Source organism: Alteriqipengyuania lutimaris (assembly GCF_003363135.1).
GTDB lineage: Bacteria > Pseudomonadota > Alphaproteobacteria > Sphingomonadales > Sphingomonadaceae > Alteriqipengyuania > Alteriqipengyuania lutimaris.
This window is the reverse complement of sequence record NZ_QRBB01000001.1, coordinates 1,707,585-1,728,037: the sequence shown is the minus strand read 5'-3', so window position 1 is coordinate 1,728,037 and position 20,453 is coordinate 1,707,585. Positions and strand designations below refer to the sequence as shown.

At 66.3% G+C, this 20,453-nt stretch carries 22 protein-coding genes; 9 read left to right on the top strand and 13 right to left on the bottom strand.

The window, feature by feature from the left end:
* Positions 1-41: 41 nt before the first annotated feature.
* From DL238_RS08165 to DL238_RS08120, 10 genes are all read right to left on the bottom strand, one after another.
* A complete protein-coding gene (locus tag DL238_RS08165; RefSeq protein WP_115491804.1) occupies positions 42-1,511 on the bottom strand; it encodes a UDP-N-acetylmuramoyl-tripeptide--D-alanyl-D-alanine ligase in 1,470 nt (489 codons plus the stop codon).
* Positions 1,508-2,989 (bottom strand): UDP-N-acetylmuramoyl-L-alanyl-D-glutamate--2,6-diaminopimelate ligase, encoded by a 1,482-nt coding sequence (locus DL238_RS08160; RefSeq protein WP_115491803.1) that lies wholly within the window; start codon positions 2,987-2,989, stop codon positions 1,508-1,510. Before DL238_RS08160 ends, DL238_RS08165 begins: the two co-directional genes overlap by 4 nt.
* A complete protein-coding gene (locus tag DL238_RS08155) occupies positions 2,986-4,740 on the bottom strand; it encodes a peptidoglycan D,D-transpeptidase FtsI family protein (RefSeq protein WP_115491802.1) in 1,755 nt (584 codons plus the stop codon). The genes DL238_RS08160 and DL238_RS08155 overlap by 4 nt, the downstream gene beginning before the upstream one ends.
* Entirely contained in the window at positions 4,740-5,210 is a 471-nt protein-coding gene (locus DL238_RS08150) for a hypothetical protein (protein WP_115491801.1), read from the bottom strand. The genes DL238_RS08155 and DL238_RS08150 overlap by 1 nt, the downstream gene beginning before the upstream one ends.
* Positions 5,203-6,156, bottom strand: coding sequence for a 16S rRNA (cytosine(1402)-N(4))-methyltransferase RsmH (rsmH, locus tag DL238_RS08145; protein ID WP_115491800.1), 954 nt, complete (start codon positions 6,154-6,156; stop codon positions 5,203-5,205). The genes DL238_RS08150 and rsmH overlap by 8 nt, the downstream gene beginning before the upstream one ends.
* Entirely contained in the window at positions 6,153-6,650 is a 498-nt protein-coding gene (locus tag DL238_RS08140) for a division/cell wall cluster transcriptional repressor MraZ (protein WP_115491799.1), read from the bottom strand. The genes rsmH and DL238_RS08140 overlap by 4 nt, the downstream gene beginning before the upstream one ends.
* A gap of 314 nt (positions 6,651-6,964) precedes the next feature.
* Positions 6,965-7,765, bottom strand: a complete 801-nt coding sequence (locus DL238_RS08135; protein ID WP_115491798.1) for a DUF4350 domain-containing protein — start codon at positions 7,763-7,765, stop codon at positions 6,965-6,967.
* 28 nt (positions 7,766-7,793) lie between these two features.
* Complete coding sequence (locus DL238_RS08130) at positions 7,794-8,135, bottom strand: hypothetical protein (RefSeq protein ID WP_115491797.1); 342 nt, start codon at positions 8,133-8,135, stop codon at positions 7,794-7,796.
* Positions 8,136-8,167: 32 nt separating this feature from the next.
* Positions 8,168-9,178: a cysteine synthase A gene (locus DL238_RS08125; RefSeq protein WP_115491796.1), complete on the bottom strand. Its 1,011-nt coding sequence runs from the start codon at positions 9,176-9,178 to the stop codon at positions 8,168-8,170.
* A gap of 84 nt (positions 9,179-9,262) precedes the next feature.
* Entirely contained in the window at positions 9,263-9,580 is a 318-nt protein-coding gene (locus DL238_RS08120) for a 2Fe-2S iron-sulfur cluster-binding protein (protein WP_115491795.1), read from the bottom strand.
* A gap of 96 nt (positions 9,581-9,676) precedes the next feature.
* Here DL238_RS08120 and DL238_RS08115 point away from each other — a divergent pair, with 96 nt between their 5' ends.
* The 4 genes from DL238_RS08115 to DL238_RS08100 all read left to right on the top strand — a co-directional run bounded on the left by DL238_RS08115 (position 9,677) and on the right by DL238_RS08100 (position 14,143).
* Entirely contained in the window at positions 9,677-10,294 is a 618-nt protein-coding gene (locus tag DL238_RS08115) for a DNA-3-methyladenine glycosylase family protein (protein ID WP_115491794.1), read from the top strand.
* A gap of 120 nt (positions 10,295-10,414) precedes the next feature.
* Positions 10,415-10,960 carry a hypothetical protein gene (locus DL238_RS08110; RefSeq protein WP_147291000.1) on the top strand — a complete coding sequence of 182 codons (546 nt, stop codon included), beginning with the start codon at positions 10,415-10,417 and terminating at the stop codon, positions 10,958-10,960.
* A 317-nt stretch (positions 10,961-11,277) separates the two neighbouring features.
* Positions 11,278-13,242 (top strand): S9 family peptidase, encoded by a 1,965-nt coding sequence (locus DL238_RS08105; RefSeq protein WP_234031015.1) that lies wholly within the window; start codon positions 11,278-11,280, stop codon positions 13,240-13,242.
* A gap of 97 nt (positions 13,243-13,339) precedes the next feature.
* Positions 13,340-14,143 (top strand): SDR family oxidoreductase, encoded by an 804-nt coding sequence (locus DL238_RS08100; protein WP_115491791.1) that lies wholly within the window; start codon positions 13,340-13,342, stop codon positions 14,141-14,143.
* A 50-nt stretch (positions 14,144-14,193) separates the two neighbouring features.
* Here the strand turns inward: DL238_RS08100 and DL238_RS08095 are convergent, their stop codons facing one another.
* Positions 14,194-14,481, bottom strand: coding sequence for a 4a-hydroxytetrahydrobiopterin dehydratase (locus tag DL238_RS08095; RefSeq protein WP_115491790.1), 288 nt, complete (start codon positions 14,479-14,481; stop codon positions 14,194-14,196).
* 65 nt (positions 14,482-14,546) lie between these two features.
* On the opposite strand from DL238_RS08095, the gene ccmA reads away from it, so the two are divergent.
* Entirely contained in the window at positions 14,547-15,125 is a 579-nt protein-coding gene (gene ccmA, locus DL238_RS08090) for a heme ABC exporter ATP-binding protein CcmA (protein ID WP_115491789.1), read from the top strand.
* Positions 15,122-15,778 carry a heme exporter protein CcmB gene (locus DL238_RS08085; RefSeq protein WP_115491788.1) on the top strand — a complete coding sequence of 219 codons (657 nt, stop codon included), beginning with the start codon at positions 15,122-15,124 and terminating at the stop codon, positions 15,776-15,778. The genes ccmA and DL238_RS08085 overlap by 4 nt, the downstream gene beginning before the upstream one ends.
* Before the next feature lie 99 nt (positions 15,779-15,877).
* Here DL238_RS08085 and map read toward each other — a convergent pair whose 3' ends face one another.
* Both map and DL238_RS08075 read right to left on the bottom strand, forming a co-directional pair.
* Positions 15,878-16,711: a type I methionyl aminopeptidase gene (gene map, locus DL238_RS08080; protein ID WP_115491787.1), complete on the bottom strand. Its 834-nt coding sequence runs from the start codon at positions 16,709-16,711 to the stop codon at positions 15,878-15,880.
* Positions 16,712-16,749: 38 nt separating this feature from the next.
* Positions 16,750-17,574: a DUF4163 domain-containing protein gene (locus DL238_RS08075; RefSeq protein WP_115491786.1), complete on the bottom strand. Its 825-nt coding sequence runs from the start codon at positions 17,572-17,574 to the stop codon at positions 16,750-16,752.
* Positions 17,575-17,645: 71 nt separating this feature from the next.
* On the opposite strand from DL238_RS08075, the gene DL238_RS08070 reads away from it, so the two are divergent.
* The 3 genes from DL238_RS08070 to argC all read left to right on the top strand — a co-directional run bounded on the left by DL238_RS08070 (position 17,646) and on the right by argC (position 20,451).
* Positions 17,646-19,067: a leucyl aminopeptidase family protein gene (locus DL238_RS08070; RefSeq protein WP_115491785.1), complete on the top strand. Its 1,422-nt coding sequence runs from the start codon at positions 17,646-17,648 to the stop codon at positions 19,065-19,067.
* Positions 19,068-19,166: 99 nt separating this feature from the next.
* Positions 19,167-19,505 carry a hypothetical protein gene (locus DL238_RS08065; RefSeq protein WP_115491784.1) on the top strand — a complete coding sequence of 113 codons (339 nt, stop codon included), beginning with the start codon at positions 19,167-19,169 and terminating at the stop codon, positions 19,503-19,505.
* Positions 19,506-19,518: 13 nt separating this feature from the next.
* Positions 19,519-20,451, top strand: a complete 933-nt coding sequence (gene argC / locus DL238_RS08060; protein ID WP_115491783.1) for an N-acetyl-gamma-glutamyl-phosphate reductase — start codon at positions 19,519-19,521, stop codon at positions 20,449-20,451.
* Positions 20,452-20,453: the final 2 nt, after the last annotated feature.

The window sequence follows — 20,453 nt, the reverse complement described above, 5'->3', positions numbered from 1 at the left end:
TCGTGCCGGTCCCGATCCCTTGCTCAACCTCGGCTGACCCATCAGCCACGACTGACGAAGTGATCGACCAGGCGGCCAAGACCCACGAAGTTCGAACCCTTCACAAGGATCGCATCGCCCGCGTTGAGGCCGAATTCCTCGAGTGCGGCAATCGCTTCGGCAGGGTCTGCGCAATGGGCGAAGGGCACCGGATTGCCAAGCCCGTTGATGCCCGCCGTCCCCAGCTTGCGCACGAGAGGTTCCATCCCCTCGCCCACGAGGACCGCGAAATCGACCTGCGCCGCCTCGACCGGTTCGGCCAGCTGTTCGTGGAAGCGCGCGCTGAACTCGCCCAGCTCGCCCATCGCGCCCAGCACCACGATCCGGCGGCTGGCGGGGGTCTGGCCAAGCTGCGCCAGCGTGGCGCGCATCGAGGCGGGATTGGCGTTGTAGCTTTCGTCGATCAGCGTCGCACGGCCACCGGCGGCGGTGATCGTGTGGCGCGCGCCACGCCCTTTCAGTCCGCCCATCTCGCCCAGCGCGATGCCCGCCGCGCCGAGGTCTCCGCCGACGGCATAGACGGTCGCCATGACGGCCAGCGAATTGTCGATCCAGTGCTCGCCCGGCTCGGCGACCGAATAGCACAGGCGCGTATCGTCGATCTGCGCGGTGACGAGCGAAGCGCCGCCATTGGCAGCGGGGATTGCATCGAGCAGGCGGACCCGCGCGTGGCTCCCGCGCCCGAAGGAGAACACATCCGCGCCCGCAGCCTCGGCATGGGCGCGCAATTGCTCGAACTGCGGAATGTCGGCGGGGATCACCGCCGCGCCGCCCGGTTCCAGTCCGACGAAGATCTGCGCCTTCTCGTCGGCAATCGCCTCGATAGTGCCCAGGTTCTCGATATGCGCGGGCGCGATGGTGGTGATGACGGCGACATCGGGCCGGACATGGTCGACCAGCGGGGCGATTTCGCCCGCGTGGTTCATCCCCATCTCGAACACGCCATACTTCGCCCGCGAGCCCATCCGCGCGAGGCTGAGCGGCACGCCGACATGGTTGTTGTAGCTGCGGACCGAGCGGTGCGCCTGGCCCCGGCTGGAACGGTCGAGCGCGGTGAAGATCGCTTCCTTCACCCCCGTCTTGCCGACCGAACCAGTCACCGCGATGCGTTTGCCCGGCGAACGGGTGCGCGCCGCAGCGGCCAGCGCGTGGAGTGCGGCGGTCGTATCTTCCACCAGCACATGCGGCCAGTCGATCGGCCGGTCGACGATGGCGGCCGCAGCACCTGCGGCAAAGGCCTTGTCGATGAAGCGATGGCCATCCATCGCCTCGCCCTTCAATGCGATGAAGAGATCGCCCGGGCGCACGTCGCGGCTATCCATCTCGACACCTGCGCACTGGAATTCGCCCGAGGCGACACCGCCGGTCGCCTCGGCGATCTCGGCTGCGTTCCACAGAGCCAGCGACAGCGCGTCGCGCGGTGCAGGCAGCCATGCGCGAAGGCTCGGATGGGCGAAAGCGACCACGCTCATGCGCCCGTCTCCGTCTGAGCGCTTTGCGCCGCTTCCTCGCGCGCGACCTGCACATCGTTGAACGGCAATACCCGCATATTGTCTCCCGAACCGATGATCTGACCCTCCTCGTGGCCCTTGCCGGCAATCAGGACGATGTCGTCCCGCTCGATATTGTGGATGGCTTCGGCGATGGCTTCGCGCCGCCCGGCCACTTCGCGGGTGTTGTCGCCCGCACCCTGCATGATCTCGCTGCGAATGGCCGCCGGGTCCTCGCCGCGCGGATTGTCGTCGGTCACGATCACCGCATCGGCGAGCCGCGAGGCGACCTCGCCCATCCCTTCACGCTTGCCGGTGTCGCGATCGCCGCCCGCGCCGAAGACGCACACCAGCTGCCCGCTCACATGCGGACGCAGCGCCGAAATCGCGGCTTCAAGTGCATCGGGCGTGTGGGCGTAATCGACATAGACCGGCGCGCCCGAGGGCGTGATGACCGCGCGCTCCAGCCGACCGCGCACCGGCTGCAACCGGCCGAGCGCATCCCACAGGCGCGGCTCGTCCGCCCCTGTGACCAGCGCCAGCGAAGCGGCGGTCAGGGCATTGGCAGCCTGATAGGCCCCGATCAGCGGCAACCGGACCGTGCGCCGTTCGCCACCGCGGGCGATCTCCATCGCCTGCCCCAACTGCGACGGCTCCTGCGCGATCAGGCGAATATCCTCGCCTTGCGGGCCGGCGGTAAAAATCGACAGCCCGCGCTTTTCCGCATGCTGGCGCGCCCTGGCGGACCACTCGCTGCCGTCGGCCCAGATCACCGCCGTGCCGTCATCCGCCACGACCGCGTCGAACAGCCGCATCTTGGCCTCGAAATAGGCCTCCATGCTTTCATGGTAATCGAGGTGGTCGCGGCTGAAATTGGTGAAGGCGCCGGCGATCACGCGCGCGCCTTCGTTGCGATACTGGTCTAGCCCGTGGCTCGATGCCTCGTAGGCGATGTGCGTCACGCCTTCGCGCGCCAGCCCGGCGAGGTTCGAGTGGAAGGTCACGATGTCGGGCGTGGTCAGCCCGGTCGACACGCTCTCGTCGGGCGTGGTCACGCCCAGCGTGCCGATGCTCGCCGCCCGCTCGCCCAGCATGCGCCAGAGCTGGCGGGTCATCTCGACCGTGGAGGTCTTGCCGTTGGTGCCAGTGACCGCGACGATGGTTTCGGGCGCCGGGGTGAAATAGCGCGCGGCAAGCTTCGCGAAAGCGCGGCGCGGAGTGTCATCCGCAATATGCAGCGCGCCGTCGATCTTCGCCTCGGGACGCGCAACGATGGCGATCGCGCCCGCCGCGATCGCCGCCTCGATGAAATCCTCGCCATTCACTGCGCTGCCCTGGAAGGCACCGAAGACCGTACCCGGCGCGACCTTGCGGTGATCGATCGCGAAGCCCGTCACCGACGAAGCGCCGCCTTCACGCTCCGTCCGCCCGGCAGCCTGGAGGAGTGCGTCGAGCTTCATTCGATGTCGCTCCGGATCAGCGGGCGCAGATCCGAGATATCGATATCGCGGCTGAGGTCGGGCCGCACGTCGAGCATCGGGCCGATCCGCGGGATCAGCTTGCCGACGATCGGCGCGGCATTCCACGCGGCGGTGCGCTGGAACGAGCTGGCAGTCGTGCCCTTGGGCTCATCCAGCATGGTGACCACGACATAGCGCGGATGATCCATCGGGAAGGCGGCGGCGAAGGTGGAGACGAGCAGGCGCTCGCGATAGCCGGAGTGCGAGGGCTTTTCGGCAGAGCCGGTCTTGCCGCCGACGCGATATCCCGGCGCATTGGCGCTCTTGCCCGTGCCGTAGACCGTGATCATCCGCAGCAGCTGGCGCATGCGCGCGCTGGTGTCTTCCTTGAACACGCGCCGCCCGGCAACCTCGGTGCCCGGCTCGACCTTGCGCAGCGTCGCAGGGCGCCAGATGCCGCCGTTGACCATCGCGGCATAGGCGCTGGCGAGGTGCAGCGGCGTGACCGCGATGCCGTGGCCGTAGCTGACCGTCATGGTCGTGATCCGCGACCACTTCTCCCCCGGCCAGATCGGCGCACCGCGCGCGGGCAGCTCCATATAGGGCCGCTCGGCAAGGCCGAGAGCGCGCATCGTGTCGCGCAGGCGATCGCCGCCGAGCTTGTCGGCAACACGCGCGGTAACCGTGTTCGAGGAGTGAATCAGCGCTTCGGGCACATTGAGCGTATCTCCGAGCGAGTGACTGTCCGAAAGGGTACGGCCCGCGACTTTCACCGGCTTTGCGTCGTACCGAAGGCTGAGGTCGCGAATGATCCCCGCATCGATCGCGGCGGCGAAGGACAGCGGCTTGAAGGTGGAGCCCAGTTCGTAGACCTGGTTGGTCACGGAGTTGAACACGCGCGGGGTCTCGCCACGCTTGGCCTGCGCCTCGCTCACCATCAGGTCTTCGGCCGTAATGTCGTTGGGGTCGAAGGCGGGCAGCGATGCCAGCGCGACGATCTCGCCGCTCTCGACGTCGAGGATCACGCCCGCCGCGCCGCGTGCGTTGACCGACAGCATCCCCTTGCGCAGCTCGTCTTCCAGCGCGCCCTGAACGCGCAGGTCGATCGCGATCGCGGTCGGCTCCCCGCGCGAGGCGGCATCGGTCAGCTCGTCCTGCAGCACGGCTTCCATGCCGAGATGGCCTTCGCCGTCCTTGACGTAGCCGAGCACGTGCGCGGCCATCGATCCCTGCGGGTAGAAGCGGTCCTTCTCCGCCGGCAGTTCGAGCGCGGGTTCGCCGATGTCGAACACGCGGTTGGCTTCCTCGGGCAGCAGGCGACGGCGCAGGTATTGCGCCTTGCCGCTGGCGAGCCGCGCGGCGACGTCCGCCTCGTCCAGCTCGGGGAAGATTTCGGCCAGCGAATGCGCGACCTCGTCCGGCGAGCGGACCAGCGCGCTGCCGCCGTCCTTCATCGCCTTGGGATTGAACCACAGCGCGAAGGCATTGTAATTGCGTGCCAGCGGCAGGCCGTTGCGATCGGTGATCTCGCCGCGCGGGGGCAGCAGGCGCTGCTCCATCGACATCGGCGTATCGGGCGCGCCGAGCACGCCGAAAGAGGCGATCCGCAGCAGCGCGACGACCGCAACCAACCCGAAGGCAGGCATCAGCAATAGTGCGCGCATGCGCGCCATCAGCAGCGATTCGAGCCGCTTGTTGGCCACCCGCAAGGGGCCGGCCGCCACCATGGAATCGATGGCGACGCTCGCCATCAGTCGAGCCTTGCCAGCGCGAGCTGCGCTTCGGACTTCAGTGCGGACGCATCGGCATCTTCGGCCGTGTCGGATGCTTCGTCGTCGCTGTTGGCCAGCGGAGAGACGAGCGCGGGATAATCGCTCGCTTCCATTTCGCGGGCGAAGCGGATCGGCTCGGGCGAGCCGGGCGCGCGCGGCGCGCTGAAGCTCGCCAGCTGGCGTTCGCTTTCGAGGAACTGGTCGGCGCGCGGCGGCGCGTAGCCGAACTCGATCGCGTTCCAGTCCGCCAGCTGCTGCTGGTTGGCGCGCGTTTCGAATTCGGTTTCCAGCGCCAGCTTCTCGCGCTCGAGGTCGACGATCAGGCGCTCGGCCCGCACGACCTCGCTCTTCACCGCGTTGACCCGGAAGGTCAGCAGCATGAATCCGCCGAAGACGATGCCGATGCAGATGGCCCAGCCGATCTGCCGCAGGCGACTGCCTCTAACCATGGACCAGTTCCTTTCTCGCGGGTTCGTCGGTGCGGGTGGCAGAGCGCAGGATGGCCGAGCGCGCACGCGGATTGCGCGCCAGCTCCGCCTCGCCCGCGCGGACCGCCTTGTCGGGCTTGGAAAATGTGGTCGGCGGCAGTTCCTTGAGGGGAAGATGGCGGGAGCCGCCGCCAACCTGACCGGAAGCGTCCCGCAGGAAGCGCTTCACGATGCGATCTTCGAGAGAGTGGAACGAGACGACCACCAGCCGCCCGCCGGGCGCGAGCAGACGCTCCGCCGCCCCCAGCGCCTCGAGCAGCTGGTCGAGCTCGCCGTTCACATGGATGCGGATCGCCTGGAAGGTCCGCGTCGCCGGGTCCTTCTTGTCGTGCGGCTTGTGTCCGGTCGCCTTGCGCACGATCCGCGCGAGTTCGCCGGTCGTCTCCAGCGGGCGCGCAGCGACAATCGCGCGCGCGATCCGGCGCGACTGCCGCTCTTCACCATATTCGTAGATCACGTCGGCGATCACGCCTTCGTCGGCGGAGTTCAGGAAATCCGCCGCGCTCGGCAGGTCGGGGTCCATCCGCATGTCGAGCGGGCCGTCCCCGGCGAAGGAGAAGCCGCGCTCGGCTTGGTCGAGCTGCATCGAGGATACGCCAATGTCGAGAACGATGCCCTGCACCTGGTCGATGCCCTGCTCCCCCAGCGCATCCGCCATTTCGGCGAAGGGCCGGCGGTGAAGGACGAGGCGCGGCGGGCTTTCGGCCAGTTCGGCCCAGCCTTGCGCATTCTCGAGCGCGGAGGGATCGCGGTCGAACGCGTGCACGGTCGCGCCCGCATCCAGCAGCGCGCGGGTATAGCCGCCCGCGCCGAAGGTGCCGTCGACGATCAGGTCGCCCGGCCCGGGCTTCAGCGCGACGATCACTTCGTCGAGCAGGACGGGGACGTGAGGGGACGGGCCGCTCACTTCTTCTTCCCCTTCTCGCGCGCGTCCTTTTCCAGCGCGCGGCAGGCGGCCTTGGGCATCGCCATCTCGGGGCCCATTTCGTAGAGCTTGGCGGGGTTCCAGAGCGTGAAGAAGCGTCCGCCGCCCTGGAAGAACAGCGCATCGTCGATCTCGCCGATGTCGCGCAGGAATTCGGGCATGATGAAACGCCCGCTGTCGTCGAACGGCATGGTCTCGAAGCTGTTGAGCTGGATCGCACGGGTATCGCGGTCGAAATCGCGTCCGAACTTGAAGGCCGATTCCTCTTCGCGATCGAGGATCGCCTCGAAATCCTCGACCCGCTTCGTGCCGAAACCGACGAGGCAATCCCACTTGTCGTGCTTGGTCAGGCAGAGCCTGCGGTCCTCGGTGGAGAGCTTCACCGCGTTGCGGAAGGCGGGCGGCAGCGTGAACCGGCCCTTTTCGCTGCGAAGCGAAAAGGCCTGACCGCTATATCCCTGAAACGCCTCCGACACGTTTTCGCTCTTCCCCTGTGAGCTCCATTGCTCAGGACAAGGCCTCCCCGCGCCGCGGTGCACCAAGCACCCCGGGTCGCGTGGCATTCACGCGCGGGTCGACTCCTGTCCGATGTGACTTCCGTCTTATAGCGGGATGAGTGGGGATTAAAGGGGAAATTTGGGAATCTTTGTGGAGATCTCTTCAGTTCTCCCGCTTTTTTCCCAAGATTTCGCGGATTCCTATGTCATTCCGCACAGCAGGATACAAGCCATCCTCGTCGGAGGGACGATGCTTGGCATTCAAAAATGTCGCTTTTCCGGCGTCTCGAGCTCTATTCGCCCGGTTCGTCCCGCACCATCCCCATCAAAGCCCAGAATGCATCGGGCGCATCGGAGGGCGCAGGAGAGCGCTCGAACATGGTCGCATCGGCCAAGAGGACTGCGCGCCCTTCCCCGATATCGCAAACCGCGATCAGCCGCGCTTCGCGCAGCTCGCAATCCGCCGGAGCGCCGCCCGCGGGGGCGCGCAGGGCGAAGTGCCCGCCCAGGGTCACGGGGATCGTGGCCCCTTCGAGATCGAGCATCTCGTCGTCTGCGTGGCGATGCGTCCCGTCCCGCTCGATCCCCGGATCGTCCCCACCGATCCCTGGGTCTGCCCGGTGCCGCGCATCGACCTCGCTTTCGAGCGTCAGGCCCCAGCGTGCGAGGATCGGCCCGCTCACCGCGATCGCCTGCGGATTGCGCGGGTCGCCCAGCGCGAAGGTTGGTTCGCTGACCAGCATCGGGTCCGCCACCAGCAGCACCTTGCCGCCCGCGCGCACCCAGTCGTCCAGCGCGACATTCTCCGCCGGGGTCAGAGCCCGCGGCTGGATCAGCAGCAGCGTGTCGAGGCGCGCCAGGCCTGCGGGATCGAGCATGTCGACCGGGTCGAGACTGTTGTTCGCCTCCACCACCCGGCGCAGCCAGTGCACACCGGTCGCATCGCCTCCGACCACCAGGGCATCGGCCACGCTGGCCTGCGGCATGCGATAGATCGGCAGCGAACTCATCAGGCCGAAGCGGGTATCTTTCGCCTCGGGCGCCCCGGGCGTTCCCGCCATCAGCAGCGCGGCCATCACGCCGGCAATCGCCATTCCCGCGAAGCCGGTGGCCCGCGTGTGCTTATTCAAGGGGCACGCCCTCGCCCGTTTCGGGCAGCACCGGTCCTTCGGGCACCGGCTCCGCCTCGGGCTGTTCGGGCAGATCGGGGACGACGCCCGCATCGCTCACCGGGTCGCTGGTGGTGGGCGAAGCGCTCGGCTCGACCGTCGCTGCGGCTTGCGGGACCGCGGTTTCCTCGTTCTGCAAGGCGCGGGTGGTGATCACATGCGCAATGCTCACCGCGATGATGACGACCAGGATTCCTCCGAACCCCACGCGCATCCGCTGCGCCACTTCGGAATCGATCCGTTCGCCGCGCGGTTCATCCGACGTGGAGCGGGGGTGGAGAGGGATGAGCGCCATCGCCACGGAATCTAGCCCGTGTGCGCCTCAGGTCAATCGGCGAGCCAATCGAACACGGGCAGGTCCTTCTCGCGCAGCCATTGCGCGTTGAAAATCGTCGAGAGATAGCGGAAGCCGCTGTCGCACAGGATCGTCGCCACTCTGGGGCTTTCGCGTCCGTCTGCCACCAGCTGCTTGCCCAGCGCAACCGCGCCCGCGATGTTGATGCCCGATGACAGGCCGAGGCACAGCCCCTCTTCCTTCAGCAGCCGCGCCACCCACGCGAGGCCCTCCTCGTCCGAGATGCGGAATTGCGTGTCGATCGGTGCCCCATCGAGGTTGGCCGTGATGCGGCCCTGCCCGATCCCCTCGGCGACCGACGACCCTTCCGCCTGCAATTCACCATGCGCATAGTAATTGTAGAGCGCCGCGCCGTGAGGGTCGGTCAGCGAAATGCGCACCTTTTCGTCCCTTTCCTTGAGGCCCAGCCCCACCCCGGCGATCGTCCCGCCTGTGCCTGCGGCGCAGGTGAAGCCGTCGATCCGCCCTTCGAGCTGGTCCCACAATTCGGGCGCGGTGCTGTCGATATGGGCCTTGCGGTTCGCGCAATTGTCGAACTGGTTGGCCCAGACCCCACCCTCGGTCTCTTCCGCCAGCCGGCGCGAGGTGTGGACGAAGTGCCCCGGATTGGCGAACTTGGTCGGCGGGACCAGCACCAGCTCCGCGCCCAGCGCGCGCAGCGTATCCATCTTCTCGCGGCTCTGATTGTCGGGCATGACGATCACGGTCTTGTAGCCGAGGGCATTGGCCACCAGTGCGATCCCGATCCCCGTATTGCCCGCCGTGCCTTCCACCACCGTGCCGCCGGGCTTCAGCGCGCCGCGCGCCTCGGCATCGCGGATGATCCACAGCGCCGCGCGATCCTTCACCGAGCCACCCGGATTGGCGAATTCGCACTTGCCGTAAATGTCGCAGCCCGCCGCCTCGCTCGGCCCTTCGAGCCGGACGAGCGGAGTGTTGCCGATGAGGTCGAGGGCGCGGGGAAGCGGTGCAGGCGGTGTCATGCCCTCCCGCTTAGCGCCGGGCGAGGCATTCCAGCAACCGCGATAAACTATCCGAGGCGCAATGCGATCTTGCGCCGCAGTGCATCAGTCCTCGGGCGCGATCTGCACCTTCAGCCCGTCGAGATCGGAGGTGAACTCGATCTGGCACGACAGGCGCGAGGTTTCGACGCGGTGGTCGCTGCTTTCGAGCAGGTCGTCTTCGTCCTCGCTGATCGCGGGCAGCTTGTCGGCGAAGGCGGGATCGACATGGACGTGGCACGTCGCGCACGAACAGCACCCGCCGCACAGCGCCAGCAGTTCGTCGAAGCCATTGTCGCGGATCGCTTCCATCACGGTCAGGCCGTCGCCGACCTCGATCATGCGTTCGGTTCCGCTGCGGTCCACCACCGTAAGCTTGGGCATTGGCAATCCTTTTTCGCGTCGCAAGAGCCGCCTTCGGCCCACCATTGACGAGGCTGCTAAAAGGTGCGTTTCACAATGGCAAGCGAAGGAGCCACGATGGGTTTGAGTGCACAGCAGATCAGGGACGGGCTCGACGCGGTCGCGAAGGACGATCCGCGCGTCGCCCGCGCGCTGGAGATCGCGGGCTATCCAGAGCCGCGCATTCGCGAACGCGGACATCGCACGCTGCTGCGTACGATCGTAGGCCAGCAGGTCAGCGTGGCGGCGGCGGACAGCGTGTGGGCCAAGCTCGAGGCAGAGATCGGCAGCGAGATGGCGCCCGATCGCATCGTCGATGCGGATTTCGATTCACTGCGCGCCTGCGGCCTGTCGCGCCAGAAACAGGGCTATGCCCGCTCGCTGTGCGAACTGGTGGCGGCGGACGAGCTCGACCTGCACAATCTCCCGGCGGACGACGAGGAGGCGATCGCGCAGCTCACGCGGATCAAGGGCATCGGGCGCTGGTCGGCCGAAATCTACCTGCTGTTCGCCGAAGGGCGCCCCGACATCTGGCCTGCCGGCGATCTCGCCGTGCAGAAGGCGACGGGCAAGATCGTCGGTCTGGAAGAGGCACCAAGCGAGAAGGAAACCCGCGCCATCGCCGAGGACTGGCGCCCGCATCGCGGCGCGATGGCGGTCTTCACGTGGCACGCATATTACGTACCTACGCTGTAACGGGCCCTTCGAAAGCCGGCGAAAGAGCACCGTCCATGGAGCCGATCACGAACAACACCATTGCAGCCTAGAAAATCGCCTGCCAGTCTCGAAGCATAGTGCACGGTCGGGGGGAATGCCGTGATTGGACGCCGCGAACTTCTGGGCATCGGGGTGGCGAGCGCAGTGCTTGTCACACCTTCATGGGCACAAGCCTGCACCGTGCGCCCCACGGTGAAGCCGAAACCCTTTCGGCGCAAGGAATGCGAACAGCAAATTCATGAGCTGGTCGCGTTTATGAACGAAGCTCCCGCGCTGTCGGCGGATGCTGTCACGGATTGGGTCGATGCGCGCGATATCGAGGTCGACTCCGACTATCCGGTCTCGAAGAATGTATGGGGCGTGTTCTACACCTACCTCTTCTTTCAAGAGTTCCGCCTGTCTGGAGGCAAGCTCGATCCAGAACCGATCAGGGTCAAGGAAATCAACCTTATCCGGACGGTCGATAATCGGGCCGCCTTCGAATTTACCGTGGCGAGGAAGCAATATTTCCCCGCAGACGACGAGGGTTGCAATGGCCTGTTCGTGCACCCCGAATATTACGAACGGACCGAAACCGCATTCATCGCCCGGTTCCACAACAACAGGCTGGAAGGTTTCCGCGATTTTCCCGAGTGGTTTGCCTAGGTTTGGACCGACCTCGATTGCCGACCGTGCTGCCGAAGGAATGCAATCTCGAAGAGCCGAACGACCCTGGGGCCGCTATCCACTCACCCGCGCATGGGGCTCGTTGCAGTCAATGTCCCTTTACACCGTGACAAGGGTGGTTTACCATCACCGCATTCACTATCGGGGAGAAGTTTTCCATGTTCCATCGTCGTAAAGTCGCAAGCCGCTCGATTCTGACCTTCGGTTGCGCCGCAAGCGCGCTCGCGCTAGCCGCCGTGCCTTCGATTGCGCAAAATTCTGGCGCACTTAGTCTTGGCGCACAAACGGATCCCAGCATGACCGCAACCAACCCCGCCGCTTCGGCACCCCTGATCCCGCGCGAAGCCCTGTTCGGCAATCCGACCAAGGCCTCAGGCCAGATCAGCCCCGACGGCAAATGGATTTCCTGGCTCGCGCCCTCGAACGGCGTGCTCAACGTCTGGATGGCTCCTGCGGACGACCTCGACGATGCGAAGGTCATGACCACGGCCAGCGACCGCCCGATTCGCCAGTATTTCTGGGCCCCCGACAGCCAGAGCCTGCTCTACATCCAAGACAAGGGCGGGGACGAGAATTTCCTGCTCTACGGCATCAATGTCGAAACCGGAGCCGAGACGACCCTGACCGATTTCGAGAACACGCGCGTCCAGCTCGTCGGTGGATCGGACAGGATAAAGGACAAGATCCTCGTCGGCCTCAACAACCGCAATCCGCAATATCACGACGTCCACATGCTCGACCTCAACACGGGCGAGCTGACCATGCTGATCGAGAACGAGAGCTACGCCGGGTTCGTGGCCGACGACAACCTCGACGTGCGCCTCGCCCTGCGGCCCAACGCGGAAGGCGGAATGGATTTCTTCCGCGTGACGGACAACGACGTCGAGGAGGAGCCCTTCGGCAGCACTGGCCTCGAGGATTCGCTCACCACCAATCCGGCTGGGTTCACCACCGACGGCAAGACGCTCTACTGGGTCGACAGCCGCGGTCGCAACACCGCCGCGCTGATCGCGATGGACGTCGAAACCGGCGAGAAGCGGGTGATTGCGGAGAACGACAAGGCCGATATCGGCGGCACGATCCGCGACCAGGAAACCGGCGAGATCGAAGCCTATTCGGTCAATTACCTCAAGAACGAATGGACCGCGCTCGATCCCGAAATCGGCGAGGCGCTGAGCTTCCTCGAAAATAATCTCGAAGGCGAGTTCGGCATCAATTCGCGGACCGAGGACGACACGAAGTGGATCGTCGGCAACGATCCCGTCGTCGCGCCCGCCAAGTCGTACCTGTACGATCGCCAAGCCGGCACGCTCACCCAGCTCTACGTCACTCGGCCCGAGCTCGAAGGTGCGCCGCTCCAGCCGATGCACGCGCTCGAGCTGAAAAGCCGCGACGGGCTTACCCTGCCCTCCTATCTCACCCTGCCACCGGGCAGCGACAGCGATGGCGACGGCAAGCCCGACGCGGCGGTGCCGATGGTGCTGCTGGTCCACGGCGGCCCGTGGGCGCGGGACGGCTATGGCTACAACGGCTACCACCAGTGGCTCGCCAACCGCGGCTATGCGGTGATGAGCGTCAATTACCGCGGCTCGACCGGGTTCGGGAAGGACTTCATCAACGCGTCCAACCTGCAATGGTCCAAGACCATGCACGACGATCTGATCGATGCGACCCGCTGGGCGATCGACGAGGGGATCGCCATCGAAGACAAGGTCGCGATCATGGGCGGCTCCTACGGCGGCTATGCGACGCTCGTCGGCCTGACCTACACGCCCGAAACCTTCGCCTGTGGCGTCGACATCGTCGGCCCCTCCAACCTCGAAACGCTGCTGTCCACCATTCCGCCCTATTGGGCGCCGATCATATCGCAGTTCCACGAGCGGATGGGCAACCCCAACACGCCCGAAGGCAAGCAGTTGCTGATCGACGCGAGCCCGCTCTACAAGGCGGACGAGATCGTCCGGCCGCTGCTGATCGGCCAGGGCGCCAACGATCCGCGCGTCAACCAGGCGGAAAGCGACCAGATCGTGAATGCGATGAAGGAAAAGGGCATCCCGGTGACCTACGTCCTCTACCCGGACGAGGGCCACGGCTTCGCCAAGCCCGCCAACAACATCGCCTTCAATGCGGTGACCGAGAACTTCCTCGCCACCTGCCTCGGCGGCCGGGCCGAGCCGATCCGCGACACGGTGGAACAGTCCACCGCGCAGATCGTGGAAGGTGCGGACTTCGTCCAGGGCCTGTCCGAAGCGGTCAAGTGATGCGCCAAACGCGCTAGGTGACAGGGAGCCGCGCTCGCATTAGTCGAGGGCGGCTCCTTTCGTTTGGAGCGACACAGGACGAGCGATCAGGGATGGCATGAAGAAGGCGATTTTCATTACCGGCGGCGCATCGGGGATTGGCCGCGCGATTGCACAGCGCTTTGCCGAGGGCGGCTGGTTCGTCGGGCTGGGCGATGTCGATGCGGACGGCATGGGCAAGACCGAGCACCTTATCGGCAACGGCTTCACCTTCGCCCACACCTTCGACGTGCGCGACCGTGCGGCATGGGACGAAGCGCTCGACGCCTTCTCCATGGCGTGCGGGGGGCGGATCGACGTTGTCGCCAACAACGCAGGCATCCCGCTGGGCGGCAGTCTCGACCACACCAGCGTCGAAGAGATCGAGCGCTGCCTCGACATCAACCTCAAAGGCGTTCTGTTCGGCGCGCAGGCCGCGCTGCCGTACCTCAAGAAGAGCGCGCCGGGATCCTGCCTGCTCAACACCGCGAGCGCGGCGGGCATTTACGGCACTGCGGGCGCGAGCGTCTATTCCGCGACCAAGTTCGGCGTGCGCGCGATCACCGAAAGCCTCGATGGCGAATGGGCGGAGCACGGGATCAAGGTCCGCTCGATCATGCCCGGCTTCATCGAGACCCCGCTGATCGACAAGGTGCCCAATTCCCAGTCGAACGAGGCGATCCGCGACCGCGTGCTCGCCGCCGGGCTGGAGATCACCCCGGTCGCCGATGTCGGCGAAGCTGCATGGAACGCGGTGCACGGCGACAAGCTGCATACGCTGGTCGGCAAGACCGCCAAGCGCGCCGCCTTCGCCGCCCGCTGGCTGCCCGGCCAGATGCGCAAGCAGGTGCGCCGCGGCGCGGGAACGATGGGCGGGCGTTAATTCGAGAGTTCGCTAGCGCGAACCGGTCGCCTCCCGCCCGAGCGCGAAGATCAAAGCGCGTTGATCGCCTTCGCCATCTTGACGTCGCGGTGCGACAGGCCGTCGGCATCGTGCGTGGTCAGCGCAATCTCGACCGTGTTGTAGACATTCGACCATTCGGGATGGTGATCGTGCTTCTCCGCGATCAGCGCGACGCGGCTCATGAAGCCCCAGGCCTCGCTGAAATCCTTGAACTTGAAAGTGCGCTCGATCGCGTCGCGGCCTTCCGCCATCTCCCAGCCGTCGAGCGCATCCAGCCAGCTTTTGCGCTCTTCCTCGCTCAGTTTCTCGACCGCCATGGGGATGTCCTTTCTTCGCCTGAAAACATTGCCGTGAGCCGCCCCCTCGCCTAACCCGCGCAGCCATGCAAGCCCGCCTCTCAGCCACGGACCTCGCCTGCAGACGTGGCGAGCGGCTGCTGTTCCGCAAGCTGACGCTCGATCTCGGCCCCGGCGACATGCTGCAGGTGCGCGGGCCCAATGGCGTGGGCAAGACGAGCCTGCTGCGCATCCTCGCAGGGCTCGCACGGCCCTTCGCGGGCGAAGTCGAGCGCAGCGACGAGGTCGGCCTGGTCGATGGCAGGCACGCGCTCGACTTGGACCGCACGCTGGGCGACGCGCTGGGGTTCTGGCAGCGGCTCGACGGGCGCGCCGACCCGTCCGGCCCTGTAGCGGCTACGGGCATCGGTGAGCTGCTCGACATTCCCGTCGGCTATCTCTCGACCGGGCAGAAGCAACGTGCGGTGATCGCGCGTCTGTTGTGCCGCGATCGCCCGATCTGGCTGCTCGACGAGGCTTTCGCGGGGCTGGACAGCGCCGCGCAGGGCATGCTGGTCGACCTCGTTACCCGCCATTGCGACAGCGGCGGCCTGTGCGTCTTCGTCTCGCACCAGCCGGTCGACCTGCCCGCGCGAGTGCTCGATCTGGCGGAGCACGTAGCATGAGAGCCTTCGCGATCCTGCTGCGTCGCGATCTCGCAATCCTGCTGCCGGGTGGCGCACGCGGTTCGGCCTTCCTGCCGCTGATCTTCTTCCTGCTGGTCGCGGTGCTGTTCCCCTTCGCGGTCGGGCCCGAACCGACGCTGCTCGCGCGTACCGGCGGCGGGGTGCTGTGGGTCGCGGCGCTGCTCGCCAGCATCCTCCCGCTCGACCGGCTGGTGGCCGCCGACCGCGAGGCTGGCGTGTTCGATCAACTGCGCCTTCGCGGTGTGAGCGAGGAAGTGGCGATGACCGCGCGGCTGGTGGCGCACTGGCTCAGCTTCGGCCCGCTGATCCTGATCGCCACCCTGCCCGCTGCCGCGCTGCTGTCCTTGACTGGCGACACCTTCTGGCGGCTATTCGTCAGCCTGGTGGCGGGCACCCCAGGGCTTGCCGCCATCGGCCTCATCACCGCCGCGCTGCTCGCGAGCCTGCGTGCAGGCACCGCGCTGGCAGGACTGCTGCTCGCACCGATTGCGGTGCCACTGGTGATTTTCGGCGCGGGGCATCTGGCGCGCGAGGATATTTCCGGAGCGCTCTTCGCCGCCGCGTTCAGCCTGGTGCTGTGCGCCATCGCGCCCTTTGCCGCTGGGGCGGCTATCCGGGCCGCGCGCGACTGAACACTATCGTCACCCCGGACTTGATCCGGGGCAAGGCTTGCTGATGCGCAGCAGAAGAAAAGCACGACCCCGGATCAAGTCCGGTGTGACGAGAAACAATTACGAATAAGGCGGCTTGTGCCGCTCCTTCGCGCTCAGCGTGAAGATCTCGACCCCGTCCTCGGTAATGCCGAGCGAGTGTTCGAACTGGGCGGAGAGCGACTTGTCGCGGCTGACCGCGGTCCAGCCGTCGCCCAGCACCTTCGCCCATGGCTTGCCCGCATTGAGCATCGGCTCGATGGTGAAGAACATGCCGGGCTTGAGCTCCGGACCCGTACCCGCAACGCCCACATGGACGACTTCGGGCGCGTCGTGGAACAGCCGCCCCACTCCGTGGCCGCAGAATTCGCGTACCACGCCATAGCGGTGCTTCTTGGCATGCGCCTCGATCGCCGCGCCGACATCGCCGAGATGTGCGCCCGGCTTCGATGCCGCCTCGATCCCGATCATCAGCGCCTCGTGCGTCGCCTCGACCAGCTTCGTCGCCTTCAGCGGCGGATCGCCCGCAAAGAACATGCGGCTGGTGTCGCCGTGCCAGCCGTCGAGCAGCGGGGTCACGTCGATATTGACGATATCGCCATCCTTCAGCGTCTTCTCGCTTGGGATGCCGTGGCAGATCACATGGTTGACCGAGATGCAGCTCGAATGGGTGTAGCCGCGATAGCCCAGCGTCGCGGGCACCGCGCCTGCATCCAGCATCATGGTGCGGATCGCGTCGTCAATGCTCTGCGTGGTCACCCCGGGCTGGACGAGTTCAGGCATCTGGTCGAGGATGTCGGCCGCCAGCCGCCCGGCCCTGCGCATGCCCTCGAACCCTTCCGGGCCGTGCAGCTTGATGGTGCCGTCGCGATAGACGTCGGCATCGTAGTCTTCGATGGTCTGGTATTCGGTCATGGCGCGCTAGATATGCATGAAAGCCGAAAAAAGCGAGCTTACGATACGAAGTCATCGCGATAGCGGGGCTTCACCGCTGCGCGGATCGCATCGTCGACGCTCAGTTCTATCTCGTAATCGCCCTCGGCATAAGGGCCGGCGACGTAGGGCGCGGCATAGAGCATCAGCCGGTCGAACCTGCTGCCGTTCGTCAGCAGAACCAGCTCCAGCTCCTCGAGCGAGGGGCACCGATCGAAGATGTCGTCGCTATCGCTCGCCTCGCCCCCGCGGCGCGCCATGCGCTGCGCATCGAGCGCATCGCAGAACCGCGTGCCGAGCGCCTCGGTCAGCGCGTCCTGCGATTCGAACAGCACGATGGGTTCGAGCAGGCGCTGCGCACCGCTGTGCCAGAGCACGCTGCTGAGACCGTAATTGCCGTGCGCACCGCCGAAATAGGTCGCGCCCCTTTCCACCAGGCTCAGCCAGTCGTCGGTCTTGCCCGCCAGCCGCCATTCGATGGTGACCATGTAGCGGTTATAGGGGAAACCTTCCTCGCGCGCTTCGCGACTCGCATCGCGGGCAGCGCGCTGGAGGTCCGCTTCCTCGCGATTGGCCTGCTCATCCAGCCGGTCCTTGAGCGCCGGGATCGATCCCAGCGTTTCGGGATAGGCGAAGGAGAAGGCGTAGAGGTCCGTCTCTTCGGATATCTCGCGCGCGGCGCTTTGCGTGGAGGTCGGCGTCGCGACCGCTGCGTCACCCCTGCCCGCCGTTGCGGAGGTCTCGTCATCCTCCACCCCCGCCTGTTTCTCGAGCTCTTCGGGCGAGCTACACGCGGCAAGCGTCACGCAGGTTGCAAGCAGAAGCTTCGTGAAACTTCCGGCCATCAATAATCTATTCCCTTGTCGCGGCGCGAATCCGGTTGAGCCGAGGCGCCATCATCGCCATGCACGATACAATGACAAAGACCGCTTTGATACAGCCCGATAAGGGACAGAACGCAACCGAGCTTCAACTCGTCAACGAATCCGGCTTTGCCGACTGGGCAAAAACGCTCAGCGACACGCAGCGCGCGATGCTCGATGGGCAAGGATTCACCGGCAAGGGGTACGAAACCGCGATCGTCCCCGCGACCCCTGGCGGTGATGCGCCATGGTTCGCCGTAGGCGGCGTCGCCGATCCGGAAAACCTGTCGAGCTGGTGCCTCGCGCGGCTCGCCGAAGTGCTGCCCGCAGGCACCTATCGCCTGGCGGACCGAGAGCCCGGCCCCGCGCTCCACGGCTGGCAGACGGCGCAGTACAAGAACACAGCCTATCGCAGCGATGCCGAGCCCGCCGGTCCGCGCGTGCTCCTGACCAAGAATGCCAAGGCGATCGATCCCGCCATCGCCGAGGCGGAGGCGGTCAATCTGGTTCGCCGGATGGTCGACACTCCCCCCGAAGACATGGGCCCTGCAGGCATCGAGGCCGAGATCGAGACGCTGGCCAAGGCGCACAACGCCTCTCTCGAAGTGACACGCGGCGACAAGCTGGAACAGGAATACCCCCTCGTCCACGCGGTCGGTCGCGCGGCGGCGCGCGAGCATGCGCCGCGGATCATCCACCTGACGTGGAGCCCGAAAGCGGCCACGAAGGACACACCCGTGCTCGCGATCGTCGGCAAGGGCGTCAGCTTCGATTCCGGAGGTCTCGACATCAAGTCGAGCACCGGGATGGCGCTGATGAAGAAGGACATGGGCGGCGCCGCGCATGCCATTGCGCTGGCCAAGCTGGTGATGGAACATGCCCTGCCCGTGCGCCTTCACCTGCTCGTGCCCGCGGTCGAAAACGCCATCTCGGGCAATTCGCTGCGGCCCGGCGATATCGTGAAGAGCCGCAAGGGCCTGACCGTGGAGATCACCAACACCGATGCCGAGGGGCGCCTGATCCTGGCCGACGCGCTCGACCGCGCGAGCGAAGAGTATCCGGATCTGATCATAGATTTTGCGACCCTGACCGGCGCGGCGCGCGTGGCGTTGGGCCCCGACTACCCCGCTCTGATGACGCGGCGCGACGAAACCGCGCAGGCGCTGATCGAAGCAGGCAGACAGCACGACGACGAGCCCTGGCGCCTCCCGCTGCCGGCGATCTACGTCGAATGGCTCGAATCCCCGCTCGCCGATTGCGTCAATGCGCACAAGACGGGATTTGCGGGAGCGAGCGTCGCGGGGCTTTTCCTCGACAAGTTCGTGGGCAAGGCGAAGGACGGTACGCCGTTGGACTGGGCGCATTTCGATACCTATGGCTGGCGTCCGGCGGCGAAACCGGGGCGGCCCAAGGGCGGCGAAGCTTACGGTCTGCGTGCAAGCTGGCACATGCTGCGAGCGCGTTTCGGCGCATAAGTCCGACCCGGCAAAGGACGATTATAGGTGTTGAGGTTGTTAGCGCGGCGCGCACAGGGTAAGCGCGCCGCAAAAGCGCATGATAGTCGACAAGCCCTAGTGAACGATCCGCAAACCATTCCCGAACAGCGGGCCGAGCTCGGCCTGACCGGCCCGGTCGACTGGCCGGAAAAGGGCACGCTGCCCCTGCGGCGGGATCTGGCGCATATCGCACTGGCCCCCCGGTTCCTCGTCGCACACTATGCCGTGCCGACGGACATGCACATCGGCGACGCACCCGCGGCGCTCGTTCGCTCCACCCAGGCCGAGGACGACGTGATCGTCACCCTGGAACCGGGCACGCAATTCCAGGCGCTCGACGTGACGACGACCTGGGTGTGGGGATGCCTCGGCCCCGATGGGCCTTCGGGCTACGTCAAGCGGTCCGCATTCGCCTGATGGCCGGCGCGCTGTGACCGTCCCCGTCTTCGTCGATGGCGCCGCCGGAACGACCGGTCTGGAGATCGTCGCGCGGCTCGAGGCGCATCCGCATTTCGAGCCAGTGGTGCTCGATGACGCGCGGCGTAAGGACGCGTCCGCGCGGCGCGAGGCGCTGAACGAGCACCCCTTCGCGGTCCTGTGCCTGCCCGACGACGCCGCGCGCGAAGCGGTCGCGCTGGTCGACCCGGCAAGCGCGACGCGGATCGTCGATGCATCCTCCGCGCACCGGGTGGCCGATGGCTGGACCTATGGTTTTCCCGAACTGATCGGCCGCGACGCGATCGCCGAAGCGAGCCGCGTAGGCAATCCGGGCTGCTATCCGACAGGCTTCCTAGCGCTCGTCGCGCCATTGGTGCGCGCCGGGTTGCTGCCTGCCGACTGGCCCTTCACCGTCAATGCGGTCAGCGGCTATTCGGGCGGCGGCAAGGCCCTGATCGAGCGGTTCGAGGAAGAACCCGACATCGCCTTTCGCGCCTACGGGCTCGACCTCAGTCACAAGCACCTTCCGGAGATGCAGCAGCATGCCGGGCTCGACCATGGCGTGCTTTTCGCGCCTTCGGTCGTGCCCGCCTATCGCGGGATGCTGGTGGAGGTGCCGCTGCACCTGGGGGCGATGGCGACCGATCCATCGGCCGACGCGCTGAGGGACGAACTCGAAGCGTTCTACGCAGGCTCGCCCGTCGTGTCCGTTCGCTCGGGCGAGACGCCCGCAGAACTTCTGATCCACCGCGATCCCGATCCCGACGATGGCATGGCGGTGGCCGTGTTCGGAAACGCCGGCGGCTGGAACGCGCGCCTGGTCGCGACGCTCGACAATCTCGGCAAGGGCGCGAGCGGCGCGGCGATCCAGAATCTCAACCTGATGGCCGGCTTTCCGGAAACTGCTTCACTGCGACTGCGCTGAAC

Excerpts from the sequence above, each read along its gene's own strand:
- DL238_RS08165 (WP_115491804.1), bottom strand. The coding sequence starts at position 1,511 with ATGAGCGTGGTCGCTTTCGCCCATCCGAGCCTTCGCGCATGGCTGCCT.
- DL238_RS08085 (WP_115491788.1), top strand. The coding sequence starts at position 15,122 with ATGAGAGCCTTCGCGATCCTGCTGCGTCGCGATCTCGCAATCCTGCTG.
- DL238_RS08075 (WP_115491786.1), bottom strand. The coding sequence starts at position 17,574 with ATGGCCGGAAGTTTCACGAAGCTTCTGCTTGCAACCTGCGTGACGCTT.
- map (WP_115491787.1), bottom strand. The coding sequence starts at position 16,711 with ATGACCGAATACCAGACCATCGAAGACTACGATGCCGACGTCTATCGC.
- DL238_RS08120 (WP_115491795.1), bottom strand. The coding sequence starts at position 9,580 with ATGCCCAAGCTTACGGTGGTGGACCGCAGCGGAACCGAACGCATGATC.
- DL238_RS08135 (WP_115491798.1), bottom strand. The coding sequence starts at position 7,765 with ATGGCGATTGCCGGCGTGATGGCCGCGCTGCTGATGGCGGGAACGCCC.
- DL238_RS08105 (WP_234031015.1), top strand. The coding sequence starts at position 11,278 with ATGACCGCAACCAACCCCGCCGCTTCGGCACCCCTGATCCCGCGCGAA.
- DL238_RS08155 (WP_115491802.1), bottom strand. The coding sequence starts at position 4,740 with ATGGCGAGCGTCGCCATCGATTCCATGGTGGCGGCCGGCCCCTTGCGG.
- DL238_RS08070 (WP_115491785.1), top strand. The coding sequence starts at position 17,646 with ATGACAAAGACCGCTTTGATACAGCCCGATAAGGGACAGAACGCAACC.
- ccmA (WP_115491789.1), top strand. The coding sequence starts at position 14,547 with ATGCAAGCCCGCCTCTCAGCCACGGACCTCGCCTGCAGACGTGGCGAG.
- DL238_RS08115 (WP_115491794.1), top strand. The coding sequence starts at position 9,677 with ATGGGTTTGAGTGCACAGCAGATCAGGGACGGGCTCGACGCGGTCGCG.
- DL238_RS08100 (WP_115491791.1), top strand. The coding sequence starts at position 13,340 with ATGAAGAAGGCGATTTTCATTACCGGCGGCGCATCGGGGATTGGCCGC.
- DL238_RS08150 (WP_115491801.1), bottom strand. The coding sequence starts at position 5,210 with ATGGTTAGAGGCAGTCGCCTGCGGCAGATCGGCTGGGCCATCTGCATC.
- DL238_RS08130 (WP_115491797.1), bottom strand. The coding sequence starts at position 8,135 with ATGGCGCTCATCCCTCTCCACCCCCGCTCCACGTCGGATGAACCGCGC.
- DL238_RS08125 (WP_115491796.1), bottom strand. The coding sequence starts at position 9,178 with ATGACACCGCCTGCACCGCTTCCCCGCGCCCTCGACCTCATCGGCAAC.
- DL238_RS08160 (WP_115491803.1), bottom strand. The coding sequence starts at position 2,989 with ATGAAGCTCGACGCACTCCTCCAGGCTGCCGGGCGGACGGAGCGTGAA.
- DL238_RS08095 (WP_115491790.1), bottom strand. The coding sequence starts at position 14,481 with ATGGCGGTCGAGAAACTGAGCGAGGAAGAGCGCAAAAGCTGGCTGGAT.